An 18,443-nucleotide genomic window follows, 5' to 3' on the forward strand; every position below is an offset into this window, starting at 1 on the left:
GGGGCAGTCTGGCCCTGCTGACCCGGCTGACCGCCGGGGTGTTTCCACCGTTTCAGTTGCTGGCCATGAGCTTTGCCCTGGCCTTCGGCCTGATGCTGGCCAAATGGCTGCGCGCCGGTCAGTCGCCATTGGCATTCCTGCGTCAGCCGCCGCTGGCCTGGGCGCTGGGGGTGGGCGGCTTGTTCGGTTATCACTTTTGTTACTTTCTGGCCATGCGGCTGGCCCCGGCGGTGCAGGTCAGCCTGCTGGCCTATCTGTGGCCGCTGCTGATTCTGCTGTTTTCCGCCTTGCTGCCCGGCCATCGCCTGTCACGCTGGCATCTGTTGGGCGGCCTGCTGGCACTGGGCGGCTGCTGGTTGCTGCTGGGCGGCGGGCAGGGCGGTTTTGCCGGCCAGTATCTGCCCGGCTATCTGATGGCCTTGCTGTGCGCGCTGATCTGGTCGCTGTATTCGGTGGCCAGCCGGCTGGTGGCGCAGGTGCCGACCGATGCCGTGGGCTGGTTTTGCGCCGCGACGGCCTTGCTGGCGGCGCTGTGTCATCTGTACGGAGAAAGCACGGTATGGACGGCACCGTGGTCGGCCTGGCTGGGCGTGCTGGCCCTGGGCCTGGGGCCGGTGGGTATCGCCTTCTTTACCTGGGATATCGGCATGAAGCAGGGCGATCTGCCGCTGCTGGGGGTGTTGTCCTATGCCGCGCCGCTGATTTCCACCCTGTTGTTGCTGGCCGCTGGCCTGGCCACGCCCAGCTGGAGCCTGCTATTGGCCTGCCTGGCCATCATCGGTGGAGCGGCGCTGGCGGCGCGGGCTGGCTGAGACCGGTTTAGAGCCGCTCACAAAACCTCGTAGAGCACCCGAGTCAAGGCGCGCCGACGCAGACAGTACCGTGAGTACGGCAAGTCGGCGCAACGCAGAATCGGGGGTTTTGTGAGCGGGTCTTAGTGACCCGCGGCTTTCCAGGCTTCCACCGCTTTCATGGTATTGGCCACATGCTGGTTCGGGTCCATGGCACTGTAGCTGTACCACACCTTGTGGTCCGGGGTGATCACATAGGAGGTGCGGCTGGCGTAGCTGGTGCCGGGAATCATCACTGCGTCGTAGGCTTTCATGATCTTGCGCTCGCCATCGGCCGCCACCGGGAATTTGCTGCGGCATTCGGACACGGAAAAGCGCTGCAGCTTTTCGATGTCATCGCCGGACACGCCAATCACCGTGGCGCCCAGTGCCTTGAATTTGTCCACCGCCTCGGCAAACAGGTGGGCTTCCACCGTGCAGCCACTGGTAAAGGCCGCCGGGTAGAAATACAGCACCACCGGGCCGTGCTGCAGCGCTTCGTTCAGCGAATACTGAAAGCGCTTGCCGCCCAGCGAGGCTTCGGTGCGAAAGTCGGGCGCGGCGGCGCCCTTGGCCAGTTCGGCCTGGGCCAGCGCCGAACACAGCAGGGCGCTGACACCCAGCGCCAGACACAGACGGGACAACAGTTTCATGGCATGACTCCGTAGTACTGCGGTTGCCTGGGCGTCAGGGTCAGCCGGCCACAAACAGCTGGGTGCCGGCTTCGGCAATCACCGCTTCCATTTCCGCTGGCACCGGCTTGTCGGTAAACAAGGCATGGACCTGGGACAGATGGCCCAGTTCCACCAGTGCCGGGCGGCCAAACTTGGAATGGTCCGCCGCCAGCAGCACCTGGCGCGATTGCTGGATGATGGCTTCCGAGGTGCGTACTTCACGATAGTCGTAATCGCGCAGCACGCCATCGTTTTCAATGCTGGAAATGCCGATGATGCCGTAATCCACCTTGAACTGGCGGATCAGCTGCACCGTGGCTTCGCCGGTGATGCCGCGATCGCGCTTGCGCAGCACGCCGCCCAGCACGATGACTTCGCAATCCGGGTAGTCGGCCATCATGTCGGCCACGTGCAGGTTGTTGGTGATCACCCTGAGGCCGCGATGGCGGTGCAGCGCCTTGGCCACTTCTTCGGTGGTGGTGCCGATATTGATGAACAAGGAGGCATTGTCGGGAATCTGCTTGGCCAGCAGCTCGGCCAGCCGGCGTTTTTCCTCGATGCACAGCACCTGGCGGGCGTTGTAGGCCACGTTTTCCACGCTGGACAGCACGCTGGCGCCGCCGTGATAGCGTTGCAGCAACTGGTGTTCTGCCATCAGCGCAATGTCGCGGCGTATGGTCTGGTGGGTGACGCCAAAATGGGCAGCCAGCTTTTCCACGGTGACATAGCTTTCGCGATGGACGATGCCCAGCAGTTCCTGCTGGCGCTGATTGAGAATGATCATGGTGGCGGGTCGTTTGTCTGTATGCAGCAGTGTTGGAGGCTGACTGATTCTACATGAGCGGCGCATTTCGCCAAATGCCGTCAGTCTGCCCTGGTATGTCAATCCAGCCGGCGCAGCCTGCGGCGGAAGGCTTCGGCAATGCTCAGCTGTCGCGGGCCGGGCAGGATGCGGCAGGATTCCCCGGCGCGTAGCGTGCCGCTTTGCAACACCGCCAGATAAAAGCCGCAATGGCCGCTTTGCGCCATCAGCTTGACGGCGAGGCGCATGTCCATGTGCGCCTGGAACTTGAAGCAGGGCTGGCGCGGCTCGGTAATCTGCAGCCGGCAGTCGGCAAATTCCAGCACATCCCCCACGTAGGCATGCTGTTCCAGCAGGCCGCTGATGGTGAGGTTCTCCCCCAGCATGCCGTGGTGCAGTGTGGTACCGGCGTGGCGCGAGCCATGCTGCTGGCAGGCTTGCTCCCAGAAGGGATAATGCTCCAGCGGATAGGCGTAGATGGCCTTGGCCAGCCCGCCGTGTACCGTGGGGTCGGCCTGCTCGTCGCCGGCCAGTCCCAGCTTGCCCAGCGTGATGGCCGTGGGGCGGAGCAGGGTGCTGACGGGTAGCTTGTTGATGCCGCTCATGATGCGGCGGCCCTCGATCAGCATGGGGCTGACCGTGGCCAGATTGATGGAATGCAGGGTGAGGCTGTCGCTCATGTCGGTCTCATCGGTGTTGATTGGCCAGGGCAGTCACCGCCTCGGCCAGTGCCAGGCAGCTGGTCAGGCCGGGGGATTCGATGCCGTAGAGGTTGATCAGCCCGGCCACGCCATGCTCGGCCGGGCCCTGGATGACAAAGTCGGCATCGGCCATGCCCGGCCCCACCAGCTTGGGGCGCACCCCGGCATAGGCGGGCTGTAGCGCATCGTCCGCCAGCTGTGGCCACCAGCGACGGATGCTGTGATAAAAAGCAGCGGCGCGCGCCGGGTCCAGCCGGTAGTCCACGCCATCTATCCATTCCACATCCGGGCCGAAGCGCGCCTGGCCGGCCAGGTCCAGCGTCAGGTGGCAGCCCAGCCCGCCCGCTTCCGGCAGCGGGTAAATCAGCCGCGAGAACGGCGAACGCCCGCTCAGGCTGAAATACACGCCACGCGCGTAATGGGCGGCCGGGATGGTTTCACGTGGAACACCGGCGATATTGGTGGCAACTGACGCTGCCCATAGCCCGGCGGCATTGATCACCAGCCGGGCTTGTATGGGCATGCCGGCAATCTCCAGCAGCAGCCCCTGTGGCAGGGTACGCCCGCCGCTCACCGGCGAATGACAGGCCAGTTGCGCGCCGTGGGCTTCGGCATCGGCCAGCAGGGCTTGCAGCAAGGCATGGCTGTCGACGATGCCGGTGGAGGGGGAGAGCAAGGCGGCATGGGCGCTCAGGGCCGGTTCCAGCGCCCGCACCCCGGCGGCGTCCAGCCATTGCAGATCGTCCACGCCATTGGCGGCGGCGCGGCGGGCAATGTCCTGCAAGCGCGGCAGTTCGGCGGCGCTGTGGGCCAGCAGCAGCTTGCCGATACGCTGGTGTGGAATGTGCCGCTCGGCGCAATAGCGGTACAGCATGGCACGGCCTTGCACGCACAACCGGGCCTTCAGGCTACCCGTGGGGTAGTACAGCCCGGCGTGAATCACTTCGCTGTTACGGCTGCTGGTGTGCTGGCCGGGCTGCGCTTCGGCTTCGCAAATCATCACCTCGCGCCCGGCCATGGCCAGCTGGCGGGCAATGGCCAGTTCCACCACGCCAGCACCAATGACCACGCAATCCAGTGTGTCCATCAGCGGCTCCCGGCCAGTTGTTCGCTAGCCAGCCAGCCCAGGGTGCGGATGTCTTCTGCCAGCTGGGTGGACCAGGGTTGGCCGCAATTGATGCGCAGGCAATGGGCAAAACGCGGTTCGGCCGAGAACACCAGGCCGGGGGCAAAGCTGATGGAGCGCGCCAGGGCCGTTTCCAGCATGGCCTGGCTGTCCAGCCCTTCCGGGCCTTCCACCCATAGCAGCATGCCGCCCTGTGGCCGTCGCACGCGGGTACCGCGCGGAAAAGCCGCCAGCACGGCATCGGCCAGGGCGTCCATCTGTTGCTTCAGTTGCTGGCGGATGCGCTGGCTGATGCGGGCGTAATCGCCGCTGGCCAGCACCTCGGACAACACCGCCAGCAGGATGGCCGGGCTGACCAGGCTGCTGCTTTCACGCAGCCGCTCCAGTGCCGCATGGTGGCGGCCGCCGGATAGCCAGCCCAGGCGGAAGGCCGGGGCAAAGCTCTTGGTGAAGGACGAACAGTAAATCACCTCGCCGTCGCGGTCCCAGGCCTTGAGCGGTGTGGGGTGCTGCACGCCGAAGTACAGCTCGCCGAACACATCGTCTTCGATGATGGTCAGGCCGTGGCGGCGGGCCAGTTGCAGCAGGCGTTTCTTGTTGTCGTCCGGCATCAGCGCGCCGGTGGGGTTCTGGAAATTGGTGACGGTCACCAGGCATTTCACCGGCGCACCGTGGCGCAGGGCAAATTCCAGCGCCTCCAGCGACAGCCCGGCATCCGGCGTGCAGGGTATTTCCAGCGCCTTCAGCCCCAGGATCTGCAAGGTTTGCAGCAGGCCGAAGTACACCGGGGTTTCCACCGCCACCACGTCGCCCGGCCGGGTGAGGTGACGCAGCGACAGGCTGATGGCTTCGGTAATGCCCTGGGTAAACAGGATATGGTCGGTAGGGATGTCCAGCTGCCAGCTGGCGGCCAGCCGCCGTATTTGCTGCTGCAGCTGCTGCTGGTCGGCTGTGGGCAGGTAGGCGCCGATCAGCTCGGGCTGGCGCGCCAGCAGCAGCTGCATGCGGCGTGACAGCTCCTGCGCCGGGTACAGGCTGCTGTGCGCCTCGGCCATATGCAGTTGCTGGCGGATGGACGAGGCCGACAGGCGGATCAGCTGGCTCATGCGGCTGTCGACATCCACCAGTGCCGCCGCGGTGGGGCCGGGCGGCGCCATCGTACCGCTGGCGACATGGCGTGGCAGCGCGGCAAAAAAGCCGCTGCGCGGCCGTGCCACCACGCGTTGTTGTTCTTCCAGATGACGGTAGGCCGCCAGTGCGGTCAGGGTGTTGACGCCGTGCTCGGCGGCCAGCCGGCGCACCGCCGGCAGGCGGCTGCCCGGTGGCCATTCGCCGCTGTCCAGCCTTGCCTGTAGCTGGTGGGCGATATGCAGATAAAGCGGAAGATCGGTCATTGCTGTTCTATATAACAGATTCAGCCCAGTCTACGCTGTTTGTGGCCGCTGTGGGAAGGCAGGTGGGCCGGCTTGCTCTAGCCTGTACCCATCAACGCATCTGGAGTCATCCATGTCCACCCTTTCCCCGCGCGAGTCTCCTGCCAGCCCGATGCATGCTGATCGTGTGCCGTTCAGCTGGTCGCATTTCTCGCCTTCGGCCGGCCTTGCCGCAGTGCTTGCGCTGCTGGTGGGGTATTCCGGCCCCTTTCTTATTATTGTGCATGCCGCCCAGTCGGCCGGGCTGAGTGCGGCCCAGCTGGGTTCCTGGGTGTGGGCGGTGTCCATTGCCTCCGGTGTGGCCGGTATCTGGCTGACCTTGCGCTGGCGGGTGCCGGTGATTACCGCCTGGAGCACACCCGGTGCCGCACTGCTGCTGGCCGCCTTGCCCGGCGTGCCCTATGGCGAGGCGGTGGGGGCGTTTCTCGCCGCCGCCGTCATGGTCACCCTGGTGGGGGTGAGTGGTGCCTTCGACAAGCTGATGAAGATCTTTCCGGCCTCGCTGGCTGCCTCCATGCTGGGCGGCATCCTCTTCCACTTTGTCGCCGATGTGGCCGCTGCCGCCAGCCAGCAGGCGCTGCTGGTGGTGCCGATGACGGTGCTGTTCTTCATCGGCCGCAAGCTGTTTCCGCGCTTTGCGCTGCTGGCCGCCATTGGCCTGGGCCTGGCCATTGCCAGCTGGCAAGGCATGTATGGCACGGGCGGCAGCTGGCAGGGTAGCAGCGGCCCGCTGTTTACCATGCCGCAATGGTCGTGGACGGCCTTCGTCAACCTGGCCTTGCCGCTGGCCTTGCTGGCGCTCACCAGCCAGTTCTTGCCCGGCATGGCGGTGTTGTCGGCCTCTGGTTACCACATTCCGGCGCGCTCGCCGGTCACCGTGCTGGGGCTGGCTTCGGTCATCACTGCGCCGCTGGGCGGGCATGGCGTGACGCTGGCGGCCATCATCGCCGCCATCTGTACCGGGCCGGAAGCCCACCCCGACCCGCAGCGCCGTTACATGGCCGGACTGGTGTGCGGGGCGTTGTACATCGTGCTGGGCATTGCCGGCGGCGCACTGGCTGGCCTGGTGCTGCTGTTGCCCAAGGCGCTGGTGGTAACGGCCGCCGGGCTGGCGCTGTTTGGTACGCTGGCCTCATCGCTTACCGCGGCGCTGATGGACGAGGGCCACCGCGAAGCGGCCTTGCTTACCTTTGTGGTGGCGGCATCCGGCGTCACCATCGCCGGGCTGGGTTCTCCGCTGTGGGCGGTACTGGCCGGTGGCAGTGTGTCCTGGCTGCTGAAGGCGCGCCCCAAAAGCACGCCGGCCAGCAAGCCGGTGATACAGGGCAAAAACTGAGCGTTGAGTCAGACAAGACAATGGCCGCCTGCAGCAGCAAGCGGCCATTTTTATTGATAGGACAGGGTGAAGGTGGCCGCGGCGGAGAGCATGCCCGGGGTGATCGGACCGGTGCGGATATAGGATGCCGTAAAGGTAAAGGTCTGCGGGCCGGTCAGCTTGTTATTAAGAACGATTTGATTGATGGTGCCGGGTTCGGAGGAGTCTGGTCCAAAGCTGATTATTTTTTGATTATGTTGCAATTGCAGGCCCAGTCCTTTGCTGCTTGATGTCGATGCTGCGCTAAGAATATTGCTGGTTTGGCCAATTTTATTATTGTCGGTAAAGGTAATGCTCAGGCTGGTGGGGTAGGGGCAGTTGACGGTGATGCTGAAAGGTACATTACCTGCCGTGCTACCCAGTGCAGGCAGTCGCCTTACATCGATTGGTGGCAGATTGACGGTGGCCGGGCTGAGGTTTTGCAGGGTGCAGCTGTCGGCGGTAATGGTAAACGCTGAGGTGCGGGGTGTGACGAGAAAGCCGCCAGTTGGCCGGTTCCATTCGGTCTGGTAGTAGTGGACATATAAGCCGTAACCGGTGGGGAATGAGATGGTGTTATTGTCGATATTGGCTATATTACCGATTTTATACAATTGAAAATGAAAGCGACCAAGATAGTCATAGCGACGTGCGCTATTGACGGTGTCTTCGCATGCGTATTGGGCTTGGTTATTACTCCCCCCGGCCAACCAGGTCGTACCATTGGACTGGCAAAAATTGCCTGGCTCAAAGCCAAAGGAAAATCCCACTCCCGCGGTGTTTGTCCGGTAAATATTGCGGCCATTGATGCTTGTGACGTAATGGGATGTCAGGCCCCATATCCAAAAAATGCGTCTGAGGTCGGGAGAGCCGCATTGTGCCACAGGGATATCGCCAGAGATGATTTCATTGCCAATTTTGCCATTGATGGGAATGCTGTTGGCATTGAATTTGAATGACGGGAAAACGATCTTACCGCCGAGCGGGTCGATGCAGTAAGCGAAGGCAGTGGAAGAGTGCAAGGCCAGAAGGCCAGCCAGGACCAAGAAGATTTTTTTGAATATTTTATGACTGACCGGGTCTGCGGCCTGGCTGCTGGGCAGACTATTGCGGATGATCATTCTTGCGGAATCACGGCAGTGTTTCATTTGGCAAGATCCAAAAAAATAAACCCGTCGACAGGGTAAAATAAAATGATCAGTGCGTACTGGGAACTTTCTTTTAGCTAAATGGATAGTTCAGATTTATAATATATTTGGCGAATAATTAGCGTTTTAATATGCGATTTTCTATTTGGAGACAACTGACCATTTTTCGGGTTTGCCCTGTATGCATTTCTCCGCTGGCTGGTCGAATAATCAGCGCAAGCAAGTATTGCCGCGGTCTTGCACCTTGTATCAGGCTTGTCATGCCATTTTATTGGCTGCGCTAAAAGCGCAGCGGATAATCAAGGCACTTTTTAAAGGGAAGCCAGATAATCCTGCGGATATTGGCCGCGACAGCCGTAAAAAACGGCTGCGCCGTTCTGCCTTTCTGTCCTGCCCCGCGATGGCTGGCGTCGGCACAGCTTGGCCAGGGCTGCCAGGCTCATTTCTAAAGCATGCTTGATGATTTTTGCAGCAACAGGGCCGATGCATCGGGCGTGCTCTGGGTGGTGACACCCTGCTTTGCCTGGGTCTGCAGCGCTTGCCGCGAGGTGGCAAGCTGGTCATGTCCCGGCCTGCCGTGTACAGTGGTCATTCTGTATACAATTTTCCAGTCAGTGCGATATCGGCCATAAAATGCCGTCCGGGTGCCGTTGGCACGGCTGACATGGTTGAAAAAGGAGTGAACACGATGTTTTCTGCCGCTACCTATCTGCAACGCCGCACGGCGCTGCAACAGTCCCTGCCGGGCAGCCTGCTGCTGTTCGTCGGCAATGTGGATTCGCCGATGAACTACCACGACAACATCTTTCCCTTTGTGCAGGACTCCAGCTTTCGCTACTTCTTTGGCCAGAACCAGCCGGGCATGGCGGCGCTGATCGACACGGCGGCTGGCAGCACCACCTTGTTCGGCAATGATCCGGAAGTGGCCGACATCGTGTGGACCGGCCCGCAGCCCACGCTGGCCGAGCGCGCCGCGCGTGCCGGCATCAGCCACAGCCAGCCCTATGCCGCGCTGGAGCAGGTGCTGGCCGCTGCGCGGGCTGCCGGGCGGACGATTCACTACCTGGCCCCGTATCGCGGCGAAACCCGGCTGGAGCTGGGTCGCCTGCTGCAGGTGCATCCGGCCGAGGTGGCGGCAGGCTTCTCGCCCGCGCTTACCCGCGCCGTGGTGGCGCTGCGTGAAATCAAGAGCGCGGAAGAGGTGGCGGAAATGGAAGCCGCGCTGGCGGTGACCGGAGCCATGCATGTGGCCGCCATGCAGGCCTCGCGCCCCGGCGTGGTGGAACATCAGGTGGTGGGCATCATGGAAGGCATCATGCGCCGCCACGACTGGCAGCTGGCTTACCCGTCCATTTTCTCGCGCCGCGGCGAGGTGCTGCACAACCATGCCCACGACAATGTGCTGCAAAAGGGTGATCTGGTGCTGAACGACACCGGCTGTACCTCGGGCGGCGGCTACGCCAGCGACATCACCCGTACCTTCCCGGTGGGCGGGCGTTTCAACCAGCAACAGCGTGAGTTGTACAACATCGTGCTGGACATGCAGTTGCAGGCCATTGCCGCCATCAAGCCCGGCGTGCGCTATCTGGATGTGCACAAGCTGGCGGCGCAGGTGATGGTGCAGGGCATGAGCGAACTGGGCTTCTTCCATGGCCCGGTGGAGGAGATTGTCGAATCCGGTGCCTATGCCATCGCCTTCCCGCATGGCCTGGGCCATCAGATCGGCATGGATGTGCACGATATGGAAGGTCTGGGCGAGGATCTGGTGGGCTATGACGACAGCGTGCAGCGCAGCCCGCTGTTTGGCCTGGGCTATCTGCGGCTGGGCAAGGCGCTGAAAGCCGGCATGGTGCTGACGGTGGAGCCGGGCATTTATTTCATTCCGGCCTTGATCGCCGCCTGGCAGGCCGAAGGCCGCCACAGCCAGTACATCAACTATGCCCGTTTTGCCGAGATGACTGGTTTTGGCGGCATCCGCATCGAGGACAATGTGCTGGTGACGGAAAGCGGCAGCCGGGTGCTGGGCGAGCCGATTCCCAAAACCGTGGAAGAGCTGGAAGCCATCATGCAGCAGTGACCGTGGCATTTGCTGTGCCAGACATGCCAACCGCCCCGAGGGGCGGTTTTTGTTTGTGCCGTACGGCTGGCCGCCTGCTGCCCGGCATGTTTCGCCCGGCCATTCATCCGCAGAGGGCTGCAACACAAATTTGCAGCATGCTGCGAACAGCGGCCTTGCATCCGGAAAATCCTGCCTAGAATGAAATCTGGACCGTAGCGGGGGAGACAGCGCCGGTCCAGCCCGTCAGCGACGCGACAGCCAGCCTGTCGTGCCACTGTGACCAGGCCTCGCCGTCTGGCCAGACAACAACATCGATCCAGCTGGAGAGTCACATGGAAACTTCATTTCAAGCGCTGCCATCCATGGCCATGCCCAAACATACCGACCTGGTGCATCTGGATCAGCGTCCGCTGCGTCCCATCAATCTGAAAAGCCCGGCGCTGGAGGTGATGACCGACCTGCGCATCATCGATCCGGTCAGCATTGGCGAGGATGAAATCCTGCGTCACGCGCATAACCTGATGATCAGCCGTGGCATCCGCCTGCTGTTTGTGCAGGATGAGGACAGCCGGCTGGTGGGCCTGATCACCGCGTCGGATATTCTGGGTGAGCGCCCGGTGCAGTGCATGCTGGAACATGGCAAGCGCCATGATGAAGTGCTGGTGCGCGATGTGATGACGCCGCGCAGCGAGCTGGAAATGCTGTCGCTGGCCGATGTGCAGCACGCCACCGTCGGCCACATGGTGGCCACGCTCAAGCAGCAGGGGCGGCAGCATGCGCTGGTGGCCGAGCTGGACCTGAACACCGGCCATTACCAGCTGTGCGGCATGTTCTCAACTTCGCACATGGCACGGCGGCTGGGCATGCCGCTCAACTTCATGCGCGTGCCGCAGGCACTGTCGGAAATCCAGCACGCGCTGCTGCACGAGGGCTAGTCCCACGGATGGGCTGGGGCATCAGCCTTCGCCCGCCGTGTCTTGTGGTACGGCGGTGCTGTACTTGGTGGTTTCCATCACCACCAGCGATTCAAACTCGCGCACATTGTCATTGCTCATGATGTGTTCCCGGCAAAAGCGCTCGTAATCGCCCATGTCGCGTACCAGCACCACCAGCACAAAGTCCGGCCGCCCGGTCACGTGGTAGCACTCCACCACTTCCGGCGCGGCGCGGATGGCCTGCTTGAAGGCATCCACCAGCGCAATGCGCTCGCGCTCCAGAATCACATTCACCACCAGCCGTAATGGTCGCCCCAGCACGGCCGGGTCCACCAGGGCCACTTCGCGGCGGATGATGCCCTCGCTGCGCAGCCGTTTCAGCCGCCGGGTAACCGCGGTGGGCGACAGGCTGACGGCTTCGGCCAGTTCATCGTGGGTGCGGCGCGCGTCTTCCTGCAACAGCGCCAGCAGCTTGCGGTCGTAGCTATCCAGCTGTTTTTCATCCGCCATATCAGTTTTCCTGCATTGAATATTCAAAATCATCAGTTTGCGTGCATTCTGACGCAGTAAAACGCAGCGGTGCAAGCTGGCGTGCTGCTTACACTGGCAGCATCCATCGGAGATGCACCATGTCGGCTTCCACTACCACCCTCAACCCCTTCCTGTCCCGCAGCGCCGCGTCAGCACGCTGGCTGCCCATGTTGCTGTTTGCCGCACTGGTGACGCTGTGGGCCTACAACTATGTGGTGATGAAGCAGACCTTGCAGGCCACCACACCCATTACCCATCTGATCCTGCGTACCACGCTGGGCAGCCTGACCCTGTTTGGCGTGCTGCTGGCGCGTGGCCGTGCCATCCGGCCGCAGCGGCTGATGCAGGCGGCGCAAGTGGGGCTGAGCACCACTTGCCTGTACAGCCTGTCCATTACCCTGGCGCTGGTGGCCGGGGCGGCCGGGCGTACCTCGGTGCTGGTGTTCACCATGCCGTTCTGGGTGGCCTTGCTGTCGCGCTGGCTATTGGCCGAACCGTTTGGCCGTCGTACCCGGCAGGCGCTGCTGGCCGGTTTTGTCGGGCTGATGCTGATTGTGGCGCCCTGGCAGCTACATGGCGGTGTGCTGCCCATGCTGCTGGCGGTGCTGGCCGGTTTCTTCTGGGCGCTCGGTTCGGTACTGAGCAAGCGGGCGACGCGCTGTGGTCAGCTCGACAGCCTGAATTTTTCGGCCTGGCAAGCCTTGATTGGCTTGCTGCCCATTCTGGCGCTGTGGCCGTGGGCGGATTTTGCCCATATCCACTGGTCCGGCGCTTTTGTGCTGGGGCTGTTGTATGCCGGGGTGCTGTCCAGCGCGGTGGGCTGGCTGGCCTGGCTGTGGCTGCTCAAGCGCTTGCCGGCCAGCACGCTCAGTTTCAACGCGCTGGTGATTCCGCTGCTGGCGGTAGGGATGGCGGCGCTGCAGCTGGGAGAATGGCCATTGGCGCGCGAATTGGCCGGCATGCTGCTGGTGGGGTTGGGGATTGTGCTGATCGCCCGGCGCTGAACCGGGCTGCCGAAACAACAAGGCCGCTGCAAAGCGGCCTTTTGCATGTTGACGATGCAGTGGGATGCAGACTCAAACCACCAGCGAAATCAGCGTGCCGACGGTGACCGCCGCCGCCGCCCAGCGTCCGGCAGTGAAATAGCTGTTGTCGGACTGGGGCGTTGCCGGGGCGGGCTCGGCTGCCGGGTCGGGCAGGTTCAACACGCCATAGGTGAAGGACTTCACCGCCGAGGGCGAACTGTCGTCCGCACTGCTGGCATTGCTGTCGCTGCCAGTATTGTCGGCCTTGCCCTTGCTTTGCAGTTTCACGATGGTGGAGGGCGAGGCGCTTGCCGCCTTGCCATCGCTGTCCAGCGTGTTGCTGTCTTTGCCCGCCCTGGCGGCAGTCTGGCCGTTAGCGCTCAGTGTGCTGGTGCCGCTATTGTTTACCGCGTTTGCTTTGCTGATATCCATCACGGTCTCGCTGCATACAAATGATGATCGGATGCTTCATTATCGGCATGGCACAGCGACGACATGAGGGGGGTGGAGGTAAAGATCGGGTAAAGAAAGGTTAAGCGCGCTGGCTTGCGCCCGGCCACTGCCTAGTCCAGCTGTTGCACGGTGTCACCCTCTGCCGGCTGGCAATCATCCGCCATGTCGTCCCAGCCATGGTGGGTGACCAGGGTCTTGCCACGCAGGCATACCTGTATGCGTTCGCTGCCGGCAATCTGCTGGCGCACAAAACCTTCAATGGCCGCGGGCAGGCTCACCTGATAGCGGTTTGCCGCCAGTTCGCTGTCCGGGTGGTCGCCATTGTGCACCAGCGGCACCACATTGGCCGCCCACACCATGTAGCGGTGCTTCACATCGACAATATCCGGGCGATAGCCCTGTTGTTGCAGCCAGTCCTGTGCCTGCCTGCGGCCATCGCCTGCACCCGGCAATTGCCCCCAGGCGTGGGCCAATAGCTCCACCAGCCACTGGTTGCAGTTCTGGTAGCGGGTGGAGAAGGGATAGGCATTGGCGCTGTAGTCCGCCCCCAGCAGCTGCAGCGACAGCTTGTTGTCCAGTGCGGCCTCCACCAGTTGTGCTTCCTGTTTGGCCGGCAACAGCAGAATGGACAGATAGACATTGCTGCCTTGCGGCTGGTCGATCAGAAAGCCGGGCAGGCCCTGGTCGTACAAATGCGGACGCTGTTCGTCACACGCGTAGTAGAGCTGACGTACCGACCACGGCGTATTGGGATTGTTGCGCAGGCTGATGCCGGCATGCGACAGGCGGATGTGAAAGCGTTCCAGATCCAGCCCGGAGCGGGAGATGATGGCCGCCTGATGGCCGGATTCATCCAGCAGCTGGCGCACCTGCTGGCTGAATAGCAGCAGGTCGCTCTTGCGTGCCACGCTTTGCTGTGAGGCCTGCTCGCAGAACATCAAGGACGATGCCGCCGCAGCGTTGGCCAGTGTGGCCGCCAAGGCCAGCAGCCCTGCCAGCAGCAGGGCTTGCAGACATCGGCCGGTGTAACGGTGCAACAGGATCAGGACACCACTTTGGGCTGTACTTCGGATTTCCAGGCCTGATCCAGCAGCAGGGCAAACGGCTGCTGGTTGTCGGCGCGGGCAAACACCAGGCCATAGGCTTGCTTCTGCGCATGCACGATCTGGCCGGTTTCCACGCCGCTGTGCTTCACATCCGCCTGGGCCACGAACAGATTGAACGGTTCGGTATTGTTGGCGGCAGCCACCGGTACCAGGGTGAGCTGGGTTTTGCCCGCTTGCTCGGCCTGGGCCACGGCCACCACCTTGTAGTCGCCTTCGGCAATCTTGCCAACAGCCTTGGAGGAGTTCTGCAAGGAGGTGGAAATGCTGCCCACCGTGGCGCTGACGCTGTCAGAGACGGAAAGCAGGGAGACGGCAGCCTGTGCCGACGCACACAGCAGGCCCAGGCTAAGCAGCAGGGTGCCGGCAATGGTTTTCTTCAGATGGGTCATGGTCTTGGCGTTATCTATCACGGTGCGAAATCTTGCGGTGAGAAAAGTCATTGCAGCAGTGGCCTCCTGCGCTGAACAGGCTGTCGGTCAAGCCGGCTGTGGCAACGGTAGACTGCATGTGCCGGGCTATTGTTCCCAGTGGCGGCGGCCTGGCACAAGCAGATTTACAAAAATTGATCGGCCACCCGCCAGCCTCACTTGTGTGGCGGCTATCCGGGCGGCAAGATCAGGCCATTGCATGCAAAACACGAGGAAAACCGCTTGGCCCAGTCTTCCGGTAAGGACAGCCTTGTTTTGTCCGGCGGCGACAACCCTGCCGGCCGGCCGGTGTCGCTGCACGCCATCGTGTCCACGGTGAATGTGCTGGCCGAACAGGGCATTGCCGCGGCCGAGCTGCTGGCCGGCAGCGGCATTCCACCGGAACGCCTGCTGGAGCCGGCGCGGCTGATCAACCATCATCAGGAACTCACCGTGTTCGACACGGCCCGGCGCCTGTCGCAGGACGATGCCCTTGGCCTGCGGCTGGGCCATGCCATGCATACCTCCAACTACGGCATTCTGGGTTACACCATGCTGGTCAGCCCCACCTTGCGCGTGGCACTGGAAACCGCCATCCGCTTTCCCTTGCTGCTGGCCAGCTATTTTACCCTGCGGCTGGAGGAGCGTGGCAAGGAAGCCTGGCTGCTGGCCGACGATTATCGCTACCGCGCGGATTTGCTCAGCTTCAATGCCGAAATGTGTCTGTCCTCGATGTGGACCATCGCCCGCGACTGCATGGGGGTGCGCTGGTCGCCCAAGGCGGTGCACATGAGCTTTGCCCCACCCGCGCATGCCGGGCTTTATCCGGCCATTTTCGGCCAGGCCGGCAGTTTTGACATGGCGGAAAATGCGCTGCTGTTTCCGGCCAAATGGCTGGACCGGCCGCAGCCGCTGGCCGATGCGGTCAGCTTTCACATGGCGCTGGAACAGTGCCAGCGCCAGCAGCAGCAATGGGCCAGCAGCCATGGCTCGGCGCTGGTGGCAAGGGTGCTGCGGCTGATGCAGTCCGACCCGGTACGCTTTGCCCGGCTGGACGAGCTGACCACCACCCTGCATATGTCCGAACGCACCCTGCGCCGCAAGCTGGCGGCGCTGGGCACCTCCTTCCAGGCCCTGCTGGATCAGGCGCGGCACCAGCAGGCACTGCATCTGCTGCAGGAAAGCAGCCTGTCCATCAGCATGATTGCCGAGCGGCTGGGCTTTGCCGAAGCCGCCAGCTTTCGCCATGCCTTTGCCCGCTGGACCGGCAAGCGCCCCTCCGATTTGCGCCGCTGACGCCGCCTTTGCACCCCTTTGTTCTGCCCCGGCTGGCTTGCCGGCCAAGGGACAGGTTTGCCCTGTCCGGAATGGCCTGTCCCAAGCGATGGGAGCCATCCTGCACGCGGTTGGCAGGCCATTTTTGGCCGTATTTATCCCATAGTTGACCGCTATGTATCTTTTCGCCGCGGCGCTTGTTGGCAGAATGAATAAAAAAAGACGGACCACTCGATGTCATTGCCAAGGCCAGTTCTCCCTCGCCAGGAGAGTGCCCCGCGGCTGCCCGGCCCATAGGCAATGCCAGGTCCGATCACACAAAACGGAGGAGAAACCATGAGCAAACCCTGCGCTGTCGCCATCCCGGCGACGCCATGCCCGACCATGCGCCAGTCCCTGCGGCCAAGCGGCACGCTGCCGGAGGGGGACTGTTCCCCGCGCTGCCACGGCAGTTCCTTCCTGTGCCATGACCCGGCTGCACGGCTGATTCCGTGCGGCCATGCCCGTCCGCCCGGCGTGTAGCGCCAGGCTTTCCTGACCCTGACAGCAGCCCAACACCACCGCCATGCGGCGTGGTGCGGGGGCGTGTTTTCACTGCATTTGCACCGGAGGACTGCCATGAGCGGCAATCGTGTGGCCATTGAGGTCGACCATGTCTGCAAGCGTTTTGGTCATGATGAACATGCGGTACTGGCGCTGGACCATATTGCGCTGAGCATCCGCGAGAACGAGTTTTTTACCCTGCTGGGCCCGTCCGGCTGTGGCAAGACCACCTTGCTGCGCATGATTGCCGGCTTCGAGGACGTCAGCAGCGGCGACATCCGCCTGTATGGCGCATCGCTGGCCGGCAAGCTGCCCTTCCAGCGCCCGGTAAATACCGTATTCCAGAGCTATGCCTTGTTTCCGCACCTGACCGTGGCAGAAAACGTCGCCTTCGGGCTGGAAATGCGCGGGGTCAAGGCGGCCGACATCAAGCCCATCGTGGCGGAAAAGCTGGAGCTGGTGAAGCTGTCCGGCTTTGCCCGCCGTCGCCCGCACCAGCTGTCCGGCGGCCAGCAGCAGCGGGTGGCGCTGGCCCGTGCGCTGGCGCCATCGCCCAAGGTATTGCTGCTGGACGAATCCCTGTCCGCACTGGACCTGAAACTGCGCAAGGAAATGCAGGTGGAGCTCAAGCGCTTGCAACGTGAAACCGGCATCACCTTTGTGTTTGTCACCCACGATCAGGAAGAAGCGCTCACCATGTCCGACCGCATTGCGGTGATGTCGGCGGGCAAGCTGCAACAGGTGGGCAGCCCGGAGGACATTTACGACCGCCCTGCCAACCGCTTCGTCGCCGATTTCATCGGCGAAACCTCCTTCCTGCAAGGCCGGGTGGCTGATGGTCTGCTGCACTTTGGCGAAGCAGGCAGCCTGCCCGGCACCGTGCTGGACCAAGGCCACGATGGCCATGCCGCGCTGGCAGTGCGGCCCGAGCGCCTGCAACTGTCCACCAGCGGCAGCGGCCTGCACGGCGTGGTGTCCGAGGTGGTGTATCGCGGCGTGGATACCGTTTACACCGTGCAACTGGCCGACGGTCAGCCCTGCCGGGTGCGCAATACCAATGACAGCGGCGCGGTGCGGCTGGCGCGGGTGGGTGACAGCGTGCAGCTGTCGGCGCAGCCGGGTGCCTTCCACCGTTTGCAGGAGGCCGACCATGTCGCTTGACCCACAACGGCGCTGGCGTCGCCGCCTGCTGCTGGCGCCCACCACGCTCACCCTGCTGCTGTTCATGGTACTGCCCATGCTGCTGATGGCCTGGATGTCGGTACTGGCGCCGGACACCTATGGCGGCGTGCGCTGGCATGAATGGAGCCTGGATGCCTATGTGCAATTCCTGTACGAGCGCGATCTGGACGACAGCCTCACGCTGAACAGCGATTACCTGCAAATCTTCGGCCGTTCGTTCTTGCTGGCCGGTTTTGCCACGGTGGTGACGCTGCTGATCGGCTTTCCCACTGCGCTGTATATCGCGCTGAAAGAGGAAAAAACCCGCCAGCGGCTGATCCTGCTGATTTCCATCCCGTTCTGGACCAACCTGCTGGTGCGCACCTACGCCTGGATGCTGCTGCTGCGCAACGGCGGGCTGATCGACAGCAGCCTGTCCTGGTTGGGCTTGAGCCAGGGTGCGCTGGATGTGCTGTACACCCCCACCGCGGTGGCCATCGGCTTTGTCTATTCCTTCCTGCCCTTCATGGTGCTGCCCATTTACACCAGTCTGGAAAAAATGGACTGGCGGCTGGTGGAAGCAGCCTTCGACCTTGGCGCCAACCGCTGGCAGGCGCTGCGGCGGGTGATTCTGCCACTGGCCATGCCCGGCATCGTAGCGGGCTGCCTGCTGGTGTTCATTCCGGCCATCGGCTCTTATTACATCCCCGAGCTATTGGGCGGCGGCAAGAGCCTGATGATAGGCAACCTGATCCAGAACCAGTTTGGCACTGCGCGTAACTGGCCGTTCGGTGCTGCCTTGTCCTTCATGTTGCTGGCGCTGGTGCTGCTGGCGATGTGGGTTTACACCAGGCGCTTCCAGCGCCCTCCGGGAGAATGA

Annotated in this window: 20 protein-coding genes; 10 read left to right on the forward strand and 10 right to left on the reverse strand. The window is 62.8% G+C overall.

Going from position 1 to position 18,443, the window contains the following annotated elements:
• On the forward strand, positions 1-812 hold an 812-nt coding region (locus tag JHD64_RS17110; protein WP_199054427.1), incomplete at its 5' end, for a DMT family transporter.
• 122 nt (positions 813-934) lie between these two features.
• On the opposite strand, the gene JHD64_RS17115 is transcribed toward JHD64_RS17110, so the two are convergent.
• From JHD64_RS17115 to JHD64_RS17135, 5 genes are all read right to left on the reverse strand, one after another.
• Positions 935-1,483, reverse strand: coding sequence for a peroxiredoxin (locus tag JHD64_RS17115; protein ID WP_199054429.1), 549 nt, complete (start codon positions 1,481-1,483; stop codon positions 935-937).
• A gap of 40 nt (positions 1,484-1,523) precedes the next feature.
• Complete coding sequence (locus JHD64_RS17120) at positions 1,524-2,285, reverse strand: DeoR family transcriptional regulator (RefSeq protein ID WP_199054473.1); 762 nt, start codon at positions 2,283-2,285, stop codon at positions 1,524-1,526.
• A 101-nt stretch (positions 2,286-2,386) separates the two neighbouring features.
• The gene (locus JHD64_RS17125) at positions 2,387-2,986 is read right to left on the reverse strand and encodes an MOSC domain-containing protein (RefSeq protein WP_199054431.1); all 600 of its coding nucleotides are present in this window, start codon (positions 2,984-2,986) and stop codon (positions 2,387-2,389) included.
• Positions 2,987-2,993: 7 nt separating this feature from the next.
• On the reverse strand, positions 2,994-4,094 hold the full coding sequence (locus JHD64_RS17130; protein WP_199054433.1) for an NAD(P)/FAD-dependent oxidoreductase: 1,101 nt from the start codon (positions 4,092-4,094) through the stop codon (positions 2,994-2,996).
• On the reverse strand, positions 4,094-5,527 hold the full coding sequence (locus JHD64_RS17135; RefSeq protein ID WP_199054435.1) for a PLP-dependent aminotransferase family protein: 1,434 nt from the start codon (positions 5,525-5,527) through the stop codon (positions 4,094-4,096). Before JHD64_RS17135 ends, JHD64_RS17130 begins: the two co-directional genes overlap by 1 nt.
• A gap of 112 nt (positions 5,528-5,639) precedes the next feature.
• Here JHD64_RS17135 and JHD64_RS17140 point away from each other — a divergent pair, with 112 nt between their 5' ends.
• Positions 5,640-6,902 carry a benzoate/H(+) symporter BenE family transporter gene (locus JHD64_RS17140; RefSeq protein WP_233170565.1) on the forward strand — a complete coding sequence of 421 codons (1,263 nt, stop codon included), beginning with the start codon at positions 5,640-5,642 and terminating at the stop codon, positions 6,900-6,902.
• Between the two features lie 50 nt (positions 6,903-6,952).
• On the opposite strand, the gene JHD64_RS17145 is transcribed toward JHD64_RS17140, so the two are convergent.
• Complete coding sequence (locus tag JHD64_RS17145; RefSeq protein ID WP_199054437.1) at positions 6,953-8,068, reverse strand: fimbrial protein; 1,116 nt, start codon at positions 8,066-8,068, stop codon at positions 6,953-6,955.
• 181 nt (positions 8,069-8,249) lie between these two features.
• Here JHD64_RS17145 and JHD64_RS17150 point away from each other — a divergent pair, with 181 nt between their 5' ends.
• The 3 genes from JHD64_RS17150 to JHD64_RS17160 all read left to right on the forward strand — a co-directional run bounded on the left by JHD64_RS17150 (position 8,250) and on the right by JHD64_RS17160 (position 11,062).
• Positions 8,250-8,528, forward strand: coding sequence for a hypothetical protein (locus JHD64_RS17150; RefSeq protein WP_199054444.1), 279 nt, complete (start codon positions 8,250-8,252; stop codon positions 8,526-8,528).
• A 228-nt stretch (positions 8,529-8,756) separates the two neighbouring features.
• Positions 8,757-10,145, forward strand: coding sequence for an aminopeptidase P family protein (locus JHD64_RS17155; RefSeq protein ID WP_199054446.1), 1,389 nt, complete (start codon positions 8,757-8,759; stop codon positions 10,143-10,145).
• Positions 10,146-10,459: 314 nt separating this feature from the next.
• Positions 10,460-11,062 carry a CBS domain-containing protein gene (locus JHD64_RS17160; RefSeq protein ID WP_059285709.1) on the forward strand — a complete coding sequence of 201 codons (603 nt, stop codon included), beginning with the start codon at positions 10,460-10,462 and terminating at the stop codon, positions 11,060-11,062.
• 21 nt (positions 11,063-11,083) lie between these two features.
• On the opposite strand, the gene JHD64_RS17165 is transcribed toward JHD64_RS17160, so the two are convergent.
• A complete protein-coding gene (locus tag JHD64_RS17165) occupies positions 11,084-11,572 on the reverse strand; it encodes an Lrp/AsnC family transcriptional regulator (RefSeq protein WP_199054447.1) in 489 nt (162 codons plus the stop codon).
• A 119-nt stretch (positions 11,573-11,691) separates the two neighbouring features.
• On the opposite strand from JHD64_RS17165, the gene JHD64_RS17170 reads away from it, so the two are divergent.
• Positions 11,692-12,597, forward strand: coding sequence for a DMT family transporter (locus JHD64_RS17170; RefSeq protein ID WP_199054449.1), 906 nt, complete (start codon positions 11,692-11,694; stop codon positions 12,595-12,597).
• A 72-nt stretch (positions 12,598-12,669) separates the two neighbouring features.
• Here the strand turns inward: JHD64_RS17170 and JHD64_RS17175 are convergent, their stop codons facing one another.
• The 3 genes from JHD64_RS17175 to JHD64_RS17185 form a co-directional block, all read right to left on the reverse strand.
• A complete protein-coding gene (locus JHD64_RS17175; RefSeq protein WP_199054450.1) occupies positions 12,670-13,050 on the reverse strand; it encodes a hypothetical protein in 381 nt (126 codons plus the stop codon).
• A gap of 131 nt (positions 13,051-13,181) precedes the next feature.
• Complete coding sequence (locus JHD64_RS17180) at positions 13,182-14,108, reverse strand: DUF2145 domain-containing protein (protein WP_199054451.1); 927 nt, start codon at positions 14,106-14,108, stop codon at positions 13,182-13,184.
• Between the two features lie 5 nt (positions 14,109-14,113).
• On the reverse strand, positions 14,114-14,617 hold the full coding sequence (locus tag JHD64_RS17185) for a hypothetical protein (protein ID WP_146215966.1): 504 nt from the start codon (positions 14,615-14,617) through the stop codon (positions 14,114-14,116).
• A 210-nt stretch (positions 14,618-14,827) separates the two neighbouring features.
• On the opposite strand from JHD64_RS17185, the gene JHD64_RS17190 reads away from it, so the two are divergent.
• The 4 genes from JHD64_RS17190 (at position 14,828) to JHD64_RS17205 (ending at position 18,443) form a co-directional block, all read left to right on the forward strand.
• Entirely contained in the window at positions 14,828-15,880 is a 1,053-nt protein-coding gene (locus JHD64_RS17190; protein WP_199054452.1) for an AraC family transcriptional regulator, read from the forward strand.
• A 315-nt stretch (positions 15,881-16,195) separates the two neighbouring features.
• A complete protein-coding gene (locus JHD64_RS17195; RefSeq protein WP_199054453.1) occupies positions 16,196-16,381 on the forward strand; it encodes a hypothetical protein in 186 nt (61 codons plus the stop codon).
• Between the two features lie 96 nt (positions 16,382-16,477).
• Positions 16,478-17,563: an ABC transporter ATP-binding protein gene (locus JHD64_RS17200; RefSeq protein ID WP_199054454.1), complete on the forward strand. Its 1,086-nt coding sequence runs from the start codon at positions 16,478-16,480 to the stop codon at positions 17,561-17,563.
• The gene (locus JHD64_RS17205) at positions 17,553-18,443 is read left to right on the forward strand and encodes an ABC transporter permease (RefSeq protein ID WP_199054456.1); all 891 of its coding nucleotides are present in this window, start codon (positions 17,553-17,555) and stop codon (positions 18,441-18,443) included. The genes JHD64_RS17200 and JHD64_RS17205 overlap by 11 nt, the downstream gene beginning before the upstream one ends.

Origin of the sequence: Aquitalea sp. ASV15 (genome assembly GCF_016429115.1) — a bacterium.
GTDB classification, from domain to species: Bacteria; Pseudomonadota; Gammaproteobacteria; order Burkholderiales; family Chromobacteriaceae; genus Aquitalea; species Aquitalea magnusonii.